17 protein-coding genes are annotated in these 16,286 nt (G+C 72.4%); 7 read left to right on the top strand and 10 right to left on the bottom strand.

Translation table 11 applies throughout. The features are described 5' to 3' along the window. Nucleotides 1-205: 205 nt before the first annotated feature. The 5 genes from ABD140_RS06110 to ABD140_RS06090 all read left to right on the top strand — a co-directional run bounded on the left by ABD140_RS06110 (nucleotide 206) and on the right by ABD140_RS06090 (nucleotide 4,404). Complete coding sequence (locus ABD140_RS06110) at nucleotides 206-1,123, top strand: alpha/beta hydrolase family protein (protein ID WP_344237631.1); 918 nt, start codon at nucleotides 206-208, stop codon at nucleotides 1,121-1,123. Nucleotides 1,124-1,202: 79 nt separating this feature from the next. Continuing rightward, nucleotides 1,203-1,409, top strand: coding sequence for a hypothetical protein (locus ABD140_RS06105; protein WP_344237629.1), 207 nt, complete (start codon nucleotides 1,203-1,205; stop codon nucleotides 1,407-1,409). Between the two features lie 82 nt (nucleotides 1,410-1,491). Then, a complete protein-coding gene (locus ABD140_RS06100; protein WP_344237627.1) occupies nucleotides 1,492-2,904 on the top strand; it encodes an MFS transporter in 1,413 nt (470 codons plus the stop codon). 138 nt (nucleotides 2,905-3,042) lie between these two features. Further along, nucleotides 3,043-3,534: a hypothetical protein gene (locus ABD140_RS06095; protein ID WP_344237625.1), complete on the top strand. Its 492-nt coding sequence runs from the start codon at nucleotides 3,043-3,045 to the stop codon at nucleotides 3,532-3,534. 99 nt (nucleotides 3,535-3,633) lie between these two features. Next, nucleotides 3,634-4,404, top strand: coding sequence for an SDR family oxidoreductase (locus ABD140_RS06090; RefSeq protein ID WP_344237623.1), 771 nt, complete (start codon nucleotides 3,634-3,636; stop codon nucleotides 4,402-4,404). Between the two features lie 122 nt (nucleotides 4,405-4,526). Here the strand turns inward: ABD140_RS06090 and ABD140_RS06085 are convergent, their stop codons facing one another. Then, on the bottom strand, nucleotides 4,527-5,726 hold the full coding sequence (locus ABD140_RS06085) for a CaiB/BaiF CoA transferase family protein (RefSeq protein ID WP_344237621.1): 1,200 nt from the start codon (nucleotides 5,724-5,726) through the stop codon (nucleotides 4,527-4,529). Continuing rightward, the gene (locus tag ABD140_RS06080; RefSeq protein ID WP_344237619.1) at nucleotides 5,723-6,364 is read right to left on the bottom strand and encodes a GntR family transcriptional regulator; all 642 of its coding nucleotides are present in this window, start codon (nucleotides 6,362-6,364) and stop codon (nucleotides 5,723-5,725) included. The genes ABD140_RS06085 and ABD140_RS06080 overlap by 4 nt, the downstream gene beginning before the upstream one ends. 95 nt (nucleotides 6,365-6,459) lie before the next feature. Here ABD140_RS06080 and ABD140_RS06075 point away from each other — a divergent pair, with 95 nt between their 5' ends. Beyond that, entirely contained in the window at nucleotides 6,460-7,338 is an 879-nt protein-coding gene (locus ABD140_RS06075) for a hydroxymethylglutaryl-CoA lyase (protein ID WP_344237617.1), read from the top strand. Between the two features lie 148 nt (nucleotides 7,339-7,486). After that, nucleotides 7,487-8,293: an SAM-dependent methyltransferase gene (locus ABD140_RS06070; protein WP_344237615.1), complete on the top strand. Its 807-nt coding sequence runs from the start codon at nucleotides 7,487-7,489 to the stop codon at nucleotides 8,291-8,293. Between the two features lie 88 nt (nucleotides 8,294-8,381). On the opposite strand, the gene ABD140_RS06065 is transcribed toward ABD140_RS06070, so the two are convergent. From ABD140_RS06065 to ABD140_RS06030, 8 genes are all read right to left on the bottom strand, one after another. Further along, a complete protein-coding gene (locus tag ABD140_RS06065) occupies nucleotides 8,382-9,188 on the bottom strand; it encodes a MaoC/PaaZ C-terminal domain-containing protein (protein ID WP_344237613.1) in 807 nt (268 codons plus the stop codon). 17 nt (nucleotides 9,189-9,205) lie between these two features. Then, nucleotides 9,206-10,381: a lipid-transfer protein gene (locus ABD140_RS06060; RefSeq protein WP_344237611.1), complete on the bottom strand. Its 1,176-nt coding sequence runs from the start codon at nucleotides 10,379-10,381 to the stop codon at nucleotides 9,206-9,208. Next, on the bottom strand, nucleotides 10,378-10,800 hold the full coding sequence (locus ABD140_RS06055) for a MaoC family dehydratase (protein WP_344237609.1): 423 nt from the start codon (nucleotides 10,798-10,800) through the stop codon (nucleotides 10,378-10,380). Before ABD140_RS06055 ends, ABD140_RS06060 begins: the two co-directional genes overlap by 4 nt. After that, nucleotides 10,797-11,891 (bottom strand): acyl-CoA dehydrogenase family protein, encoded by a 1,095-nt coding sequence (locus ABD140_RS06050; protein ID WP_344237607.1) that lies wholly within the window; start codon nucleotides 11,889-11,891, stop codon nucleotides 10,797-10,799. The genes ABD140_RS06055 and ABD140_RS06050 overlap by 4 nt, the downstream gene beginning before the upstream one ends. After that, on the bottom strand, nucleotides 11,891-12,847 hold the full coding sequence (locus ABD140_RS06045) for a bifunctional MaoC family dehydratase N-terminal/OB-fold nucleic acid binding domain-containing protein (protein ID WP_344237605.1): 957 nt from the start codon (nucleotides 12,845-12,847) through the stop codon (nucleotides 11,891-11,893). Before ABD140_RS06045 ends, ABD140_RS06050 begins: the two co-directional genes overlap by 1 nt. Continuing rightward, a complete protein-coding gene (locus ABD140_RS06040) occupies nucleotides 12,844-14,013 on the bottom strand; it encodes an acyl-CoA dehydrogenase family protein (RefSeq protein ID WP_344237603.1) in 1,170 nt (389 codons plus the stop codon). Before ABD140_RS06040 ends, ABD140_RS06045 begins: the two co-directional genes overlap by 4 nt. Before the next feature lie 21 nt (nucleotides 14,014-14,034). Further along, nucleotides 14,035-15,690, bottom strand: coding sequence for a steroid-22-oyl-CoA synthetase (gene casI / locus ABD140_RS06035; RefSeq protein WP_344237601.1), 1,656 nt, complete (start codon nucleotides 15,688-15,690; stop codon nucleotides 14,035-14,037). A 229-nt stretch (nucleotides 15,691-15,919) separates the two neighbouring features. Continuing rightward, on the bottom strand, nucleotides 15,920-16,282 hold the full coding sequence (locus ABD140_RS06030) for a hypothetical protein (protein WP_344237599.1): 363 nt from the start codon (nucleotides 16,280-16,282) through the stop codon (nucleotides 15,920-15,922). Nucleotides 16,283-16,286 lie beyond the last annotated feature (4 nt).

The following is a 16,286-nucleotide window of genomic DNA, read 5'->3' as shown; positions in this document are numbered from 1 at the left end:
CCGCCCGCGGCGCCCGCCGGGGTCGCGCGGAGGATGCGCGGTTTTTCCACAGGCCGTGCTCGCGGCGGTGCGGCCGGTGATCGGATGGGCGTGCGGCGGACCGCGAAACCGGCGCGGATCGGTCTTGACCCCTGCGCGCCGGTGAACGAAACTGTGTCCGCCAGAGCGAAACGATGTTTCGCCAGTGGTGACGAAAGGAACCCTTGTGGGTCTTCGCCGCATGCTCCGCCTCATGCTCCCCGCCGCGCTCTCCGCCGCCTTCCTGACGGGCCTCCCGGCGCCCGCGCAGGCCGACGCCCCCGTCTCCTCCTTCACCAGCGCCGTGGGCGGGGACCCCGCCGACGTCTACTACCCCAGCGCCATCACCGAGCGGACGCCCGTCGCGCTCATGCTGCAGGGCGCTCAGGTCGGACGCGCCCACTACTCCGCCTACGCCCGCGCCGTCGCCGCGTACGGGTTCATCGTGGTGGTGCCCGACCACAGGCGGCTGCTGTTCTTCGACGACGACTTCTACCCCGAGCAGAAGCAGGCCGCCCAGACCGTCGCGTGGATGAAGGCCGAGGACGACCGCGACGGCTCGCCGCTGGAGGACCGCGTCAAGACGACCAGGCTCGTCCTGCTCGGCCACTCCTTCGGCGGCGCGGCCGGCCTGTCGGTCGTCGGGGAGAAGTGCGTCTTCCCCTTCTGCACGGGCCTGACGTACACGATGCCCACCCAGGTGAAGGCCGCCTCGCTGTTCGGCACGAACAACAAGGACTACCTGACCGGCGCCTTCGCCACCGTCGACCTGCAGGTCCCGACCCAGCTCGTCCAGGGCGTCCAGGACGGCGTCGCCCTCCCCGCCGACGCCGAGACGACCTACACGAAGCTGACGAACGACCCCAAGCAGATCGTCCGGGTCTCCGGCACCAACCACTACGGCATCACCGACACCCAGAACCCGGCCGGAGCCGACCCCGAGACGGGCGCCCAGTCCCTCCCCCAGGCGCAGAGCATCGAGATCGCCGCCCGCTGGGCCGCGCGGTTCCTCCTGGCCGCCATGGGCGACGCGGCGGCCGAGGACTACGTCTGGAACACCGGCGACGCCGCCGACCCGAACGTCACCGTCACCGGCGACGACTGACCGCTTTCGAAATCCGGCACGAATCCGCGAGAACAGCTCCCCCGCCCGGGAAACCGGGCGGGCGGATCCCGGAGGTGTGATGCAGGACAGGACGGCGACCACCGACCCGGCGGACGAGATCCGCCTCTGGTGGCCGGGAGCACGCATCTGGTACGGCCGCGTGACCGGGACCTGGTGGGCCTTCCTGCCGGGCCATCCCGACCTCCTGCTCGACTTCCTCGACCCTTCCGAGCTGATCCGCGCGGTCGCGAGCCTCCGGAAGAACATGCCCCTCACATACCGGTGACCCGCCGGACCGCCCCCTTCCGACGCCGCCCTTCCGCCCCGGGTCGGTTCTGATCCGCTCGTCTCGACAGGAGTAGACCCGTATGACCGACACGCACGACAAGGCGGCGGACCCGCCGAAGGACCGGGCCGCCCCGGCCGACGGCATCGTGGAGATCACCGTCCTCCCCCGGCGGCCCGCGCGCACGGTCGACCTCGGCAAGGCGGCGCCGCTGGGATGGTGGCCCGCGATCGTGGTGGCGCTCGTCGCCTTCATCGACCGGGTCGAGATCAACCTCATCTCCGGGGCGCTGCCGGCGATCCAGGACCACTTCGGCTTCAGCGACACCGCGGGCGGCGCGATCCCGACCGCCGCCAGCATCGCCGCCGCGCTGCTCCTGCTCCCCGCCGGGCGGCTCGCCGACCGCGCCCCTCGCGTCGCCACGATCGCGATCGTGGTGCTCATCTGGTCGATCTGCTCGGTCCTGAGCGGCCTGGCCACCACCTTCGTGATGTTCTTCGCCGTCCGCGTCCTCATCGGCGCCGCCGGGCAGCTCTACAACCCGCCCGCCTCCAGCCTCCTGGCCGACTACTACCCCGCCCGCAGCCGCGGCAAGGCCTACGGCTTCGAACGCGCCGGCTACTACATGGGCCTGCCCACCGGGGTCATCCTCGGCGGCGCCATCGCCGAGGCCCTCGACTGGCGCGCGGTCTTCTTCATCGCCGCGATCCCCGGCCTGCTGATCGCCGCGCTCGTCCTCACCGTCAAGGAGCCGCTGCGCGGCCTGGGCGACCGCCTCGACAGGCTCCGCAACGGCGAGCCCGACGACGACGCGGGCGCCCCCCTCAAGGCGGACGGCGCCTCGCTCCTCTCCGAGGCGCGCACCCTGCTGCGCATCCGCACCCTCAAGGGCATCATCATCGGCCAGGCGCTGCTCTCCCTGGCCGTCGCGGGCCTGTTCTACTGGCTGCCGACCTTCCTGGAGCGCACCGAGGACCTCGGCTACGACGCCGCCTCCGGTCTGGCCGGCGGTGTCGGCGGCACCGGCATCGTCGTGGGCATCGTCATCGGCAGCCGGATGGGCGACCGCTTCCACGGCGTCCGCCCCGGCTGGCGCGTCAAGGTCGCCACCGGCTTCCTTCTCATGGGCGCGGTCGCCCTCACCGGCGCCGTCCTCCTGCCCGGCCTGTGGCTGCGCGTCACCCTCATCGCCGTCGCCTGCGCCGGTTTCGCCGCCGCCATCCCCAACCTCACCGCCGCCTCCGCCGACGTCGTCCCCGCCGCCCGCCGCGGCATGGGCTTCGCCCTCCTCACCTTCCTCATCACCCTCGGCGGCGCGCTCGGCCCCTTCCTCATCGGCCTCACCTCCGACCTCGTCGGGTCCACCGGCTACGGCGGCGAGCCCCTGGCCCTGGCCATGCTCGTCCTGGTCCCCGCCATGTTCCTCGCCGTCCTCGCCCTCCTGGGCATCCGCGCCGCCTTCGAGGACGACGCCCGGGCGGCCGCCACCGGCTGAGCGGCCGGACGCCCGCCGATCCGGGCCGGAAATGTCCCGGTAGATGATCCCGGCGACCGGGGACCACGGCATCTGGTGGTTCCCGGGCCGCCCGGAAGAACATCGCTCCCGCCTTGTTCTTCTCGGATCGGAGTGGCGATGACCCATGACCATGCCGCCGCCGGCCGGACGCGCAGGTCCACCGCCGGACTCTTCCTCCTCCTGCTCTTCGGAGCGTCGATGTTCATGCTGCCCGCCTACGACAGCCTGCCGTACGCCTTCGGGCTCAAAGGCGTACCGGGCGTGTACGAGCTGGACTCCTGCCATCACGGCACCTTCACCCCCGACGACCCGTCGATCGAGCCCACGAGCGGCCTCAGGTTCGGCGCCTTCTACGACCAGGGCGACCGGGTGCGGGCGAGGAGCGACGGCGTGAACGGCTACGAGACGGGTTTCCGGGGAGTTCCCGCCGTACTGGTGTTCCCGTCGCTCGCCATGTCCGTCCTCCTCCTTCCCCTCCCCTCCCTGGTGAAGTCCTTCATCCGCCCCTTCGCGGGCAGGAGCCGCTGGCAGACCGTCTACGAGAACATCACCGCCACGGCGCTCGCGCTCCTCTTCCTCAACGCGTGCATCACGATTCTGACCCGCTGACCCCGGTCGGATCCCGGTGAACGGTACGCAGTGGTGTGGAGGGGGGACGGGCGGATTAGGGTCCGGGCGGGCATGGTTGTCGAAAGGAACGGATCGGCGATGAACACGACGGTGGATCTCAAGGGGCGCGCGGTGCTGGTCACCGGGGGGACCAAGGGGATCGGAGCGGTGATCGCGCGGACGTTCCTGCGGGCCGGGGCCGACGTGATGGTGTGCGGGCGCAACGAGCCCGAGGCGCTGCCGGAGGCCGGGGGGCGCACCGCGCAGTTCCTGTCCGCCGACATCCGGGACGCGGCGCAGGCCGCGGCGCTGGTGGAGCAGACGGCCGAGCGGTTCGGGCGGCTGGACGTGCTGGTCAACAACGCGGGCGGCTCCCCCGACGCGGACTCCGCGACGGTCTCGCCGCGGTTCGTGGAGCGGATCGTGTCGCTGAACCTGCTCGCGCCGTTCTACGTCGCGCAGCCCGCCAACAAGATCATGCAGGCCGGGGAGGGCGGCTCGATCATCAACATCGGCAGCGTCTCCGGCATCGACCCGCAGCCGGGCACCGCCGCCTACAGCGCGGCCAAGGCCGGCCTGCTGATGTTCTCCAAGGCCCTCGCCCTGGAATGGGCGCCGAAGGTCCGCGTCAACCACATCACCACCGGCCTGGTCCTGACCGAGGCCGCCGCCCACAACTACGGAGCGGACGGCGGCGCGTCGACCGCCGCCCTGGTCCCCATGCAGCGCATGGCCGACCCCCAGGACGTCGCCGACGCCTGCCTCTACCTCGCCAGCGACCTGGCCTCCTACGTGACCGGCGCCGACCTCGCCGTCCACGGCGGCGGCGAGGTCCCGGCCCGCTACCTGGTCAAGCAGCAGCAGAGCTGAACCGCGCCCTCCCGGCCGGGCCTCGCACCCCCGAGGCCCGGTTTCGCCTTCTCCCCTGACGCGCCGCCTCGCCCTGCCCACCGACCGCACCGTCGGGCTGCGGCCGTACGGCAGGGCGGGTGTCAGACGACGCCGTCGGCCTGGAGCTTGGCCAGGGCGTCTTCGGTGAGGCCGAGGAGGTCGCCGTAGATCTCGGTGTTGTTCGCGCCGAGTTCCGGGCCGACGGAGCGGACCTGGCCGGGGGTGCCGGAGAGCTTGGGGAAGACGTTCTGCATGGGGAACTCGCCGAACTCGGGGTGGGCGAGCTTGATGATGGCCTCGCGGGCCTTGAAGTGGGGGTCGGCGAGCATGTCCTTGGCACGGTAGGTCAGGCCCGCGGGGATGCCGTTGGCGTGCATCTTCTCCAGGACCTCGTCGCTGGTGAGGGAGGCGGTCCAGGCGCCGATCAGGTCGTCGAGCTCCTCGGCGTTGGCGCCGCGGGCGCCGTGGGTGGCGTAGCGCTCGTCGTCGGCGAGTTCGGGGCGGCCCATGACCTCGGCCAGGCGGCGGAAGACGGTGTCCTGGTTGGCGGCGATGAGGACGGGGCCGTCGGAGGTGGGGTAGACGTTCGACGGGGCGACGTTGGGCAGGACGGAGCCGGTGCGCTCGCGCTGGTAGCCGGCGAGCTCCCACTCGGGGACGAGGGACTCCATGAGGGCGAACACGGCCTCGTACAGGGCGGAGTCGACGACCTGGCCCTTGCCGGTGCGTCGCCGGGCGTGCAGGGCGACCAGGGTGCCCAGGGCGGCGAACGTGCCCGCGAGCTCGTCGCCGAGGGAGATGCCGGCGCGGGCGGGCGCGCTGTTCGGGTCGCCGGTGACGTAGCGGATGCCGCCCATGGCCTCGCCGATGGAGCCGAAGCCCGCGCGCGGCGAGTAGGGGCCGTCCTGGCCGTAGCCGGTGACGCGGGTGATGACCAGGCCGGGGTTCAGCTCCCACAGCCTCTCCGGGGACAGGCCCCAGCGCTCCAGGGTGCCGGGGCGGAAGTTCTCCACCAGCACGTCGGCCTGGGCGATGATGCGGCGGGCGAGGTCCTGGCCCGCCTCCTCCCGCAGGTTCAGGGTCACCGACTTCTTGTTGCGCGCCAGGATCGGCCACCACAGGGACTGGCCGTGCGGCTTCTCCCTGCCCCACTGGCGCATCGGGTCGCCCGTCACGGGGGGCTCGATCTTGATGACCTCGGCGCCGAAGTCGCCGAGGAGCTGGCCGCAGAACGGACCGGCCAGGAGCTGGCCCATCTCGACGACGCGCAGATCGTCCAGGGCGCGGGGGGTTTCGGTCACTGGTCCTCCTTGAGGGTGGCGGCGGCGGCGCGCAGGTGCGAGCGCATGACGGAGGCGGCCCACTCGGGGTCGCGGGCGGTGATCGCGTCGACGACCTCGCGGTGGTGGCCCATGCTGCGGGCCATGGTGGCGGGGTCGTAGCGGTGGAACGTTCCGAGGATGAGGGGGGCGTGCATGACGGACGTCAGCATGCCGGGCAGCCGGCTGTTGCCCGAGGCGTCGATGAGGGCGGCGTGGAAGCGGGAGTTCAGCCGGGCGACCTCGGCCATGTCCTTGCGGTCCGCGGCCTCCTCGGTGGCCGCGCAGAGGTCGCGCAGCGCGGTGAGGGCCGCGGCGTCCAGGCCGACGCGGGCGGCGCGGGCCGCGGCGTAGGGCTCCAGGAGGGTGCGCAGCTCGAAGATCTCGGTCAAGTCGGTGTCGGTCCAGGCCACCACCCGGGCGCCGCGGTGCGGCAGGACCTCGACGAGGCCGTCGGCGGCCAGGCGCTGCAGCGCCTCCCGGACGGGGGTGCGCGAGAGGCCGAGCGTCTCGGCCAGCTCGCTCTCGCCCAGGCGGTCACCGGGAGCGGCGGACCCGTCGAGGATCATCTGCCGCACCGTCTCGTAGGCGGTGTCGGCGGCACGTCGCCCTACAGACATCTTTCCCCCTCTCGGCTATATTGCATGCAACATAGCTGAATCTCCGCTCAGAGACCAGCGTGGATGCCGAAAGAGGAGCCGAATTGCATACAACAGTGGTGGAAGTCGGTCCGCGCGACGGTCTCCAGAACGAGGCGCGCGCCCTCTCCCCCGACGACCGGATCGCGTTCGTCACCCGCTGCGTGGACGCGGGCCTGCGCCGCATCGAGGCGGTCTCCTTCGTCAACCCCAAGCGCGTCCCGCAGATGGCCGGCGCCGAGGAGGTCATGGCGGGCGTCCCCCGCCGTGACGGCGTCTCCTACAGCGGCCTCGTGCTCAACCGCCGCGGCCTGGACCGCGCCCTGGAGGCCGGGGTCGACGAGGTGAACGTCGTCGTGGTCGCCTCCGACACCTTCTGCACGCGCAACCAGGGCTGCACCACCGAGGAGGCCCTCGACGCCTGGGACGGCATCGCCGCCGCGGCCGCCGCCGCGGGCGTCCCCGCCACCATGACGATCGCCGCCGCCTTCGGCTGCCCCTTCGAGGGCGAGACCCCACCCGAACGGATCGCGGCGATCGCCCTCCGCGCCGAGGCCGCGGGCGCCTTCGAGATCGCCCTCGCCGACACCATCGGCGTCGGCGTCCCCGCCCAGGTCCGCGACCTGACCCGCCGCGTCCGCGAGGCGGCCCCCTCCGCGGCGCTGCGCTTCCACTTCCACAACACCCGCAACACCGGCTACGCCAACGCCCTGACGGCCGTGGACGAGGGCGTCACCGTCCTGGACGCCAGCGCGGGCGGGTTCGGCGGCTGCCCCTTCGCCCCCGCCGCGACCGGCAACATCGCCACCGAGGACCTCCTGTACGCCCTGCACCGCAGCGGCGTCGAGACGGGCGTCGACATGGCGGCCGTCGCCGAGGCCGGCACCTGGCTCGGCGGCCTCCTCGGCACTCCCCCGCCCGCCCTCCTCGGCCGCGCCGGCGGCTTCCCCGCCTGAAACGGCGCAGGTCCGCCGATCGGAAGGCCGGCGGACCTGCGAACGCGGCGGGAAGCGGCCGCAACCGGTCAGATGGAGCGCTCCCTGAGAGTTTCCGATCATGACAGGCTTCGACCGGTGCCAGCAGCCGATCACCAGGAGCGCATCCGTGACCTCAGCCGCCGTCCCCGGCCTGGACGTCTCCCGCCCGCATCCCGCCCGGATGTACGACTACTACCTCGGCGGCAAGGACAACTTCGCCGCCGACCGGTCGGCGGCCGACGAGATCCTCCGGCGCTACCCCGAGACCCGCGTGATCGCCCGCCAGAACCGCGCCTTCATGCGCAGAGCCACCGCGGCCATGGCGGCGAGCGGGGTCCGGCAGTTCCTCGACCTGGGCTCCGGGCTGCCCACCGCCGACAACCTCCACCAGGTCGCCCAGCGCGTCGCCCGCGGCTCCACGGTCGTCTACGTCGACAACGACCCCATCGTCCTCAACCACGGCCGCGCCCTGCTCGCCGGTGACCGCAGCACCAGCGTCATCACCGCCGACCTGCGAGAGCCCGACGAGATCTGGAAGCTGGCCGAGCACACCGGCCTGCTGGACCCGGCACGGCCGATCGGCCTGCTGATGGTCGCGGTCCTGCACTTCGTGCCCGGCGACCTGGCCGGCCTGATGCGCTCCCACCTGGACCGGCTGGCCCCCGGCTCCCATCTGGCGCTGGCCCACGGGACCGCCGACGGCCTGGACGCCGACCGCACCCGGCAGGCCGACTCCACCTACCAGAAGACCTCCTCCGGCCTGTACCTCCGCGGGGCCCGCGAGATCGAGGCCCTGTTCGACGGCACCCGCCTGCTGGAGCCCGGCGTGGTCCCCACCTGGGACTGGCGCCCCGGCCCCGCCGAGCCGGACCCGGCGCCCACCGGCCCGTCGGCCTTTCCCGGAGTCCTCGCCGGCGTCGGTCTGGTCCCCTGAGGGCCTCCGCCCGGACCGCGAAGAAAGAAGCCCGGCCCCGCCGACCGGGAGGTCGGCGGGACCTGGGGCCGGGCAGCGGAACCGGCGGCTACTCCGGCGAGCCGAAGAGGACGCGGCCCGCGGAGAGGACCGTCCTGCCGTCGACGGAGGCCTCGAAGAGGAGGGCGCCGTCGGACTCGCGCCAGGCCTCGACCTGGAGGACGTCGCCGGGGAAGACCGGGGAGGCGAAGCGGCCGTCCAGCTCCACCAGGTCGGCCGGGTGGGAGCCGGCCAGGTCCGCCAGGGGGAGGGTGACGGCGGCGAGGGTGCACAGGCCGTGCATGAACGGCCTGGGCATGCCTGCGGCCTTGGCCGCCTCCGGGTCGATGTGCATGTGGTGGCGGTCGCCGAGGAGGCGGTAGAGGGCCGCCTGCTCGGTGCCCATCGGCAGCGTGAACACGTGGTCGGGCTCCCGCTCGGGACGGCGGGCCGCGGACGGGCCGCGGTCGCCGCCGAAGCCGCCGCAGCCGGGCGCGAAGATCGACCAGGTGGCCTCGAGGTACTCGGTGTCGACCGCGACCTCGAAGACCGCGGCGCCGCCCTTGTCCCAGACCTCCGAGACAACGGCCTTCATCTCCAGGTCACCGGAGCGCGGCAGCGGCTTGCGCACCCGCAGGCGCTGCGAGCCGTGCACGGCGGTGCCGGTGTCGAAGGCGCCGGCCGAGCCGAGCACGTCCGGGGCCCACTGGGCGCGGGTGAGCGCGAAGGTCGGCAGGACCTTCAGCTTCTCCTCGAAGACGAGCTCGAGGTCGGTGGCCTTGGCACCGACGGCCAGCGCGTAGAGGATCGCGTCGGTCTCGCCGTACGCCTCGGTACGGGTGCCGAGGTCGCGGCTGCGCCATTCTCCGGAGTTCACGGTCTCTTCCTTCCCGCTCACGTGTCCGCCGCCAGGATCAGGCCGCTGGTCGGCACGCCGGTCCCGGCGGTGACCAGGACGTTGTGCACGTCGCCCGGCTGGTTGACGGACGTGCCGCGCACCAGCCGGACGGCCTCGGCGATGCCGTTCATGCCGTGGATGTAGGCCTCGCCGAGCTGGCCGCCGTGGGTATTGGTCGGCAGCCGGCCGTCGAGTTCGAGGTTGCCGTCGGCGATGAAGTCCTTGGCCTCGCCCTTGCCGCAGAAGCCGAGCTCCTCCAGCTGCGGCAGCACCAGCGGCGTGAAGTGGTCGTACAGGATCGCGGCCTGGATGTCGGCCGGGGTGAGCCTGCTCTGCGCGTACAGCTGCTTGCCGACCAGCCCCATCTCCGGGATGCCGGAGATCTCGGGCCGGTAGTAGCTGGTCATCATCAGCTGGTCGGGACCCGAGCCCTGCGCGGCGCCCCAGATGACGGCGGGCGGGTGGGGCAGGTCGCGGGCCCGCTCGGCGGAGACCACGACGATCGCCTGGCCGCCGTCGCTCTCCTGGCAGCAGTCCAGCAGGTGCAGCGGCTCGGCGATCCAGCGGGACGCCTGGTGCTCCTCCAGCGTGATGGGACGCCCGTGGAACCAGGCCTTGGGGTTGGTCGCGGCGTGCTTGCGGTCCACGACGGCCACGCGGCCGAAGTCGGCGCTGGTCGCGCCGTACTCGTGCATGTACCGGCGGGCGAACATCGCCACCCACTGGGCGGGCGTGGACAGGCCGAACGGCGTCATCCAGGAGTAGGCGGCGCGGTCGGCGCTGACGTCCATCGGCCGCTCGGCCTGGCCGAGGCCGTAGCGCTCGCCCGAGCGCTCGTTGAACGCGCGGTAGCACACGACCACGTCGGCGACGCCGGTGGCGACGGCCATGGCGGCCTGCTGGACGGTGGCGCAGGCCGCGCCGCCGCCGTGCCCGATGCGGGAGAAGAACTTCAGCTCGCCGATGCCGAGGTTGCGGGCGATGTGGATCTCCGAGGAGGTGTCGGCGGTGAAGGTCACCATGCCGTCCACGTCGGAGGGCTCCAGGCCCGCGTCGACGATGGCGGCCAGCACCGCCTCGCAGGCGAGCTGCAGCTCGCTGCGGCCGGACTCCTTGGAGAACTCGGTGGCGCCGATCCCCGCGATCGCGGCGGCTCCGGGCAGCACGGTCACGCTTCACTTCCTTCCGGGAGCTGGACCACGACGGTGCCGGTGACGTGCGGGCCGATCGCGTTGACGCCCTTCACCGAGATCTCGACCCGCCGGCCGTCGTCGTCCTTGGCGGTCACGCTGCCGGTCAGCACCATGGTGTCGCCGGGGTAGTTGGGCGCGCCCAGCCGGATCTTGATCTTCTTGACCACGGCCGCGGGCCCGGCCCACTGGGTCACGTACCGGTCGACGACCCCGTTGCTGGTCAGGATGTTCATGAACACGTCCTTAGAGCCGCGCTCGGCGGCCAGGGACGGATCGTGGTGCACGTCCTGGTAGTCGCGGCTGGCCAGCGCGGTCGCCACGATCATGGTGCGGGTGAGCGGGATGCTCAGCTCCGGCAGCGCCTCCCCCACCTGCACGTCCTGGTAGGCGCGGCTCATGACGCCGCCTCCGCCAGGAGGTCGCCGAGCTCGGCCAGGTCGGCCGAGGCGCCGCCGAGGACGCCCGAGAGCTGCTTGCCCCACAGGAAGTAGCGGTGCACCGGGTAGTCGACGTCCACGCCGATGCCGCCGTGCAGGTGCTGGGCGCGGTGGACGGCGTTCAGGCCGCCCTCGTCGGCCCACCACTTGGCGGTCAGGGCCGCGACGGTGGCGTCCTCGCCGGCTTCGAGCAGCGAGACGGCCTTCCACAGGCACGCCTGCATCGCCTCGATCTCGATGTAGGTGTCGGCGAGCTGGTGCTGGACGGCCTGGAAGGTCGCCAGCGGGCGGCCGAACTGCTCGCGCTCGGACAGGTAGGAGCCCGCGAGGCGCATCGCCCCGTCGGCGACGCCCGCCTGCGCGGCGGTGACCGCGATCCGGGTGAGGTCGAGGACCGTCCGCAGCGCGCCCTCGCCCAGCGCCTGGGCGGGCACGCCCTCCAGCGTGAGGTTCCCGGCCGCGTCGTAGGTGGTGGACCGGGTCCACTCCCACTGCGCGCCCGCCGCGGAGGCCTCCACGACGAACACGCCGGGGCCGTCCTCGGTGCGGGCGGTGACCAGCACGTACTTCGCGCCGACGGCCGAGGGCACGACGGCCTTGACGCCGGTCAGCCTCCAGCCGTCGCCGTCCGGGACGGCCGAGCACCGCGGGTCGGCCGGGTCGGCGGGCGCGAACTCCTCGAGCGCGACGGTGAAGCGCTCGGCGCCCTCCGCGATGCCCGGCAGCAGCGCCTCGCGCTGGGCGGCGTCGCCGTGCCGCGCGATGGTCAGCCCCGCCACGAGCGCGGGCCACACCGGGGCGGGCGCGACGTGGCGGCCCTGCTCCTCCAGCAGGACGCACAGCCCGCCGACGCCCAGGCCGGCGCCGCCGTCCTCCTCGGGCAGCGCGATGCCGAGCAGCCCGGCGTCGCCCAGCGCCTTCCACAGGCCGTCGTCGACGCCGCTCTCGCTCTGCTCGGCGGCGCGCAGCCGGTCGGCGGTGGCGTAGTCGGTGAAGATCTGCCGGGCCAGTCCCCGGACCTCTTCGAGTTCCTCGCCAAGGGTGAAGTCCATCAGTCTTCCTTCTTCGGGACGGCGGGCCGGAAGACCGGCAGGGTCAGGTCGGGGTCGGCGTCCAGCCACTCCAGCGAGACCGGCATGCCGATCTCGACGTCCTCGGGGGAGACGCCGGTGAGGTTGGCGGTCAGCCGGGTGCCCTCGGGCAGCTCGATCACCGCGATGAGCAGCGGGTAGTCGAACGCCGGGTGCCGCGGGTGGTGGGCGACCACGTAGCTGTAGACGGTGCCCTCGCCGGTGGACTCCACGGTGTCCCACTCGAACGAGCCGCACACCGGGCAGCACGGGCCGGGCGGGTGCCGCAGCGACTCGCAGGCCGAGCAGCGCTGGATGACCAGCCGGTGCTCCTTGGCCGCCTCGAACCAGAAGGCGTTGTCCGGGTTGATCGCGGGGCGGGGGCGCTTGGCCTTGGGCGCGACTTTCGCCGCGGGCTTGAAGCGCAGCAGGCGCCAGCGCTGGACGGCCACGGTCTCGCCGTCGGAGTCGCGGTAGGTGCGCACCGTGGTGATGAAGCGCCCGGCGCCCAGCCCGGTCTTCTTCTCCGGGGAGATCGACTCGATGGTCTCCGAGACGCTGACGTGGTCTCCGGGCACGAGCTCGCGGTGGAACTCGAACTCCGAGTCGGTGGCGACCACCGAGGTGTAACCGCCTTCGGCCAGCAGCTCCGTCAGCTCGTCCATCCCGGTGGAGGCGTTCCCGTCGGGGCGCACGGTGGCGGCGTACCCGCGCATCGTCCAGGCCTGCACCATCGACGCGGGTGCCACGACGCCGGGGCGTCCGGTGGCCTTGGCCGCCTCGTCGTCCAGGTAGACCGGGTTGGCGTCCTCCATGGCCTCGACCCAGTGCCGGATCATCGGCACGTTGACCGGGTCCTGGCCGCGCCGCTCGGCGACCGCCTCCCGGCCGACCCAGGCCTGGAGCCGGGCTTCGTAGTCGGGGTAGCCCTCGCTCATCGGCCGGCCCTCGCCCTCGGCAGGCCCAGGCCCTGGACGGCGACCATGTCGCGCAGCACCTCGTTGACGCCGCCGCCGAAGGTGTTGACGATGCCCTGGCGGGAGAGCTGCTCGATCTGCCCGAACAGCACCGCGCCCGGCGACTCGGGGCGGATCCGCCCGGCCGCGCCGAGGATGCCGGTGAGGGTGCGCTGCACGTCGATGTGGGTCTCGGTGCCGTAGGCCTTGGTGCCGCCGGCCTGGGCGCCCGACAGGTCGCCGGTGGTCTCCACCGCCCAGGTCATCTTCCAGTTGAGCAGCGCCATCGCCTCGAGCTTGGCGTAGGTGCGGGCCAGGTCGCGGCGCACCCACGGCAGGTCGATGACGCCGTTGTCGCGCGCCCAGTCCCGCACGTCCTCCCACAGGCGGATCATGCGGCCGCCGAGCGCGGCCAGGCCGATGCGCTCGTGGTTGAGCTGGTTGGTGATCAGGCCCCAGCCGCCGTCGACCTCGCCGACGACGTTCTCGGCCGGAATCCGCACGTCCGAGTAGTAGGTGGCGGTGACGATCATGCCGCCGACGCACTGGATCGGGCTCCAGGAGAACCCTTCGGCGTCGGTGGGGATGATGACGATGGAGATGCCCTTGTGGCGGGGCTTGTCCGGGTCGGTGCGCACGGCGGTCCACACGTAGTCGGCGGTGTTGGCGCCGCTGGTGAAGATCTTGCTGCCGTCGACGACGAACTCGTCGCCGTCGCGGACCGCCTTGGTGCGCAGCGACGCCAGGTCGGTGCCGGCGTCCGGCTCGGTGTAGCCGATCGCGAAGACGATGTCGCCGGAGAGGATGCCGGGCAGGTACTTCTTCTTCTGCTCCTCGGTCCCGTACTTCATCAGGGTCGGGCCGACGGTGTTGACGGTGACGAACGGGAACGGAAGGCCGGCCCGCTGCACCTCGTCGAAGAAGATGTACTGGTCGGAGAGGGACCGGCCCTGGCCGCCGTACTCGACGGGCCAGCCGATACCCAGCCAGCCGTCGTTCCCGAGCATCTTCACGACCTCGCGGAACTGGCTGCCGCCGACGCCCTCCTCGCCGACCCGGCGGCGCACGTCCGCGGGCAGGAGGTTGGCGAAATAGGCACGAAGTTCCGCGCGCAGCTCCTGTTGCGCTGCGGACTCACGCAGATCCATGGGCACTCTCTCTCTGGATGGTCAGGGCAGGAAGCGCAGTCGGCCGCTGGCGACGAACTCCTCGCGCAGCGCCTCCTTGTCGGCCTCGGTCATCGGGGTGTAGTCGGGGGTGCCCCGTCCCACCCACCGGTAGACGGGCTCGCCGGTGCGCCAGCCTTCGTTCTGCAGCTGCTTCTTGGCCAGCTTCCCCGAGCCGGTGGTGGGCAGGGAGTGGGAGAAGCGCACGAAGCGGGGGGCGCCCTTGGTGCCCAGGTCGTCCTGGGCGGCCAGGAACGCCGGGAGGTCCAGGTCGTCGAAGGAGACGCCCTCGGGCACCTCGACCGCGGCCATCACCTGGTCGCCGGAGCGCGAGTCGGGCACCGCGAACGCGACGGCGTCGATGACCTTGGGGTGGCGGCGCAGCACGAGCTGGGTGTGCAGGGAGGAGATGTTCTCCGAGTCCACCCTGATCCAGTCCCCCGACCGCCCGGCGAAGTACAGGAAGCCGTCGGCGTCGAGGTAGCCCAGGTCGCCGGTCCAGTACCAGCCGTGGCGGACGCGCTCGGCGTCGGCCTCGGGGTTCTTGTAGTAGCCCTCGAACTTCTCCGCGCCGTCGGTGTCGACGATCTCGCCGATGGCCTGCTCGGGGTTGGCGACCTTGCCGTGGGCGTCCAGGACGGCCGGAGGGCACTCCTCGCGGGTCTGCGGGTCGACGATCCGCACCCCGGCGTGCATGGGGCGGCCGAAGGCCGTGGCGGGGGTGTCGGGCGTCTGCTTGATCATGCCCGCGCCCTCGCTGGAGCCGTAGCCCTCGACGAGCCGGGCGCCGAAGCGGCGCAGGAACTCGGCGCGGTCCTCGGGCGAGGCCTCGGTCCCGAAGCCGTGGGTGAGGGTGTTCTCGGCGTCGTCGTCCTGCTCGGGCCGGGCCAGGATGTAGCCGATGGCCTTGCCGACGTAGGTGAAGAAGGTGGCGCCGTAGTGCCGCACGTCCGGCAGGAAGCCGGAGGCGGAGAACTTCGGCGTGAGCGCGACGGTCGCGCCCACGGTCAGCGCGGGCGCCCACAGGGCCATCAGCGCGTTGCCGTGGAACAGCGGCATCGGGCAGTAGCAGACGTCCTCGCGCTTGACGTCGTACTTGGCGCTGTTGTTGCGGCCCAGCTCGGCGAGCCTGCCCTGGGAGCAGCGGGCGGCCTTGGAGGCGCCGGTCGTGCCGGAGGTGAACAGCAGCAGCAGCTGCGTCTTCGGGTCGATGGACGGGTCCGCGGCGGGCTCGCAGGCGTGCCCGGCGACCAGGGCCGGGTAGTCCTCGTCGTCGACCAGGAGGAACCGCTCGCGCGGCACCCCGATGTCGAGGCTCTCCAGCAGTGCGAGCCCGGCCCGGTCGGTGACGACCAGCTGCAGGTCGGTGTGGCGGACCTCCTGCTCCAGGTAGGCGCCGCGCCGGGTGGAGTTGATCCCGACGACGGTCGCCCCGCCCAGCGCCGCGGCGCCGAGCCACAGGACGTACTCCGGCACGTTGTCCAGCAGGACGCCGATGTGGAAGGGGCCCTCCCGGCGCAGCTTCGCGGCCAGCGAGGCGCGGGCCGCGCTCTCCCGTACGACCTCGTCCCAGGTCCAGGAGCGGTCACGGCTGAGCAGCCCGGGGCGGTCGTCCCCGACCCGGGCCAGCAGCAGTTCGGCGATCGTCTCGTTGCGCAAAGTTCGTTCCCTCAGGCGGCGGCCGTGTGGGGAGGCGCGCGGTGCGCGCCGCCCCGGCCGTAGATCTTGATCATGCACTTGTTGCAGCGGATGCACTGCGACTTACCGGGCCAACGGAATGTCCTTCAAACGAGCACCCCGCATGAGGGTGCGCAGTCAAACTAAGTCAGCGGGATGCCCCCGGTACGAGGGCATCCCGCTGACTGGGAGCAAGGGCCTTACCTGCGGATCAACGCCGGGTGAGCGCCTCGGTGATGGCCTCCGTGTGGGACTGGGACTCCGCCAGCTGGCGCATCAGCCACAGGCGCAGCACCCGGGTGACGGCGGCGGCGACGTACAGCGCCGCGCCCAGCACGGTGACGGCCAGGAACGCCATCGCCAGGATCTGGTTCGAGGCGACGTCCCGGTTGTCGTCCAGGGCCAGGGAGTTGCTGTAGGAGACGAAGGTCCCCACCACGCCGAGGATCATGACGACCAGGCCGAGGATCCGGAACCTGCCGTCGGCGGCGGAGGCGTTGCCCGCGCCGATCTTCTGGTCCGCGACGTCCTGGGCGAACTTCGCACGGCGCTCTTCGCTGTGGGTCGTGGTCATGGGG

Source organism: Actinocorallia libanotica (genome assembly GCF_039525175.1).
In the GTDB taxonomy this organism is placed as follows: Bacteria; Actinomycetota; Actinomycetes; order Streptosporangiales; family Streptosporangiaceae; genus Actinocorallia; species Actinocorallia libanotica.
This window is presented reverse-complemented; position numbering and strand designations above follow the sequence as displayed.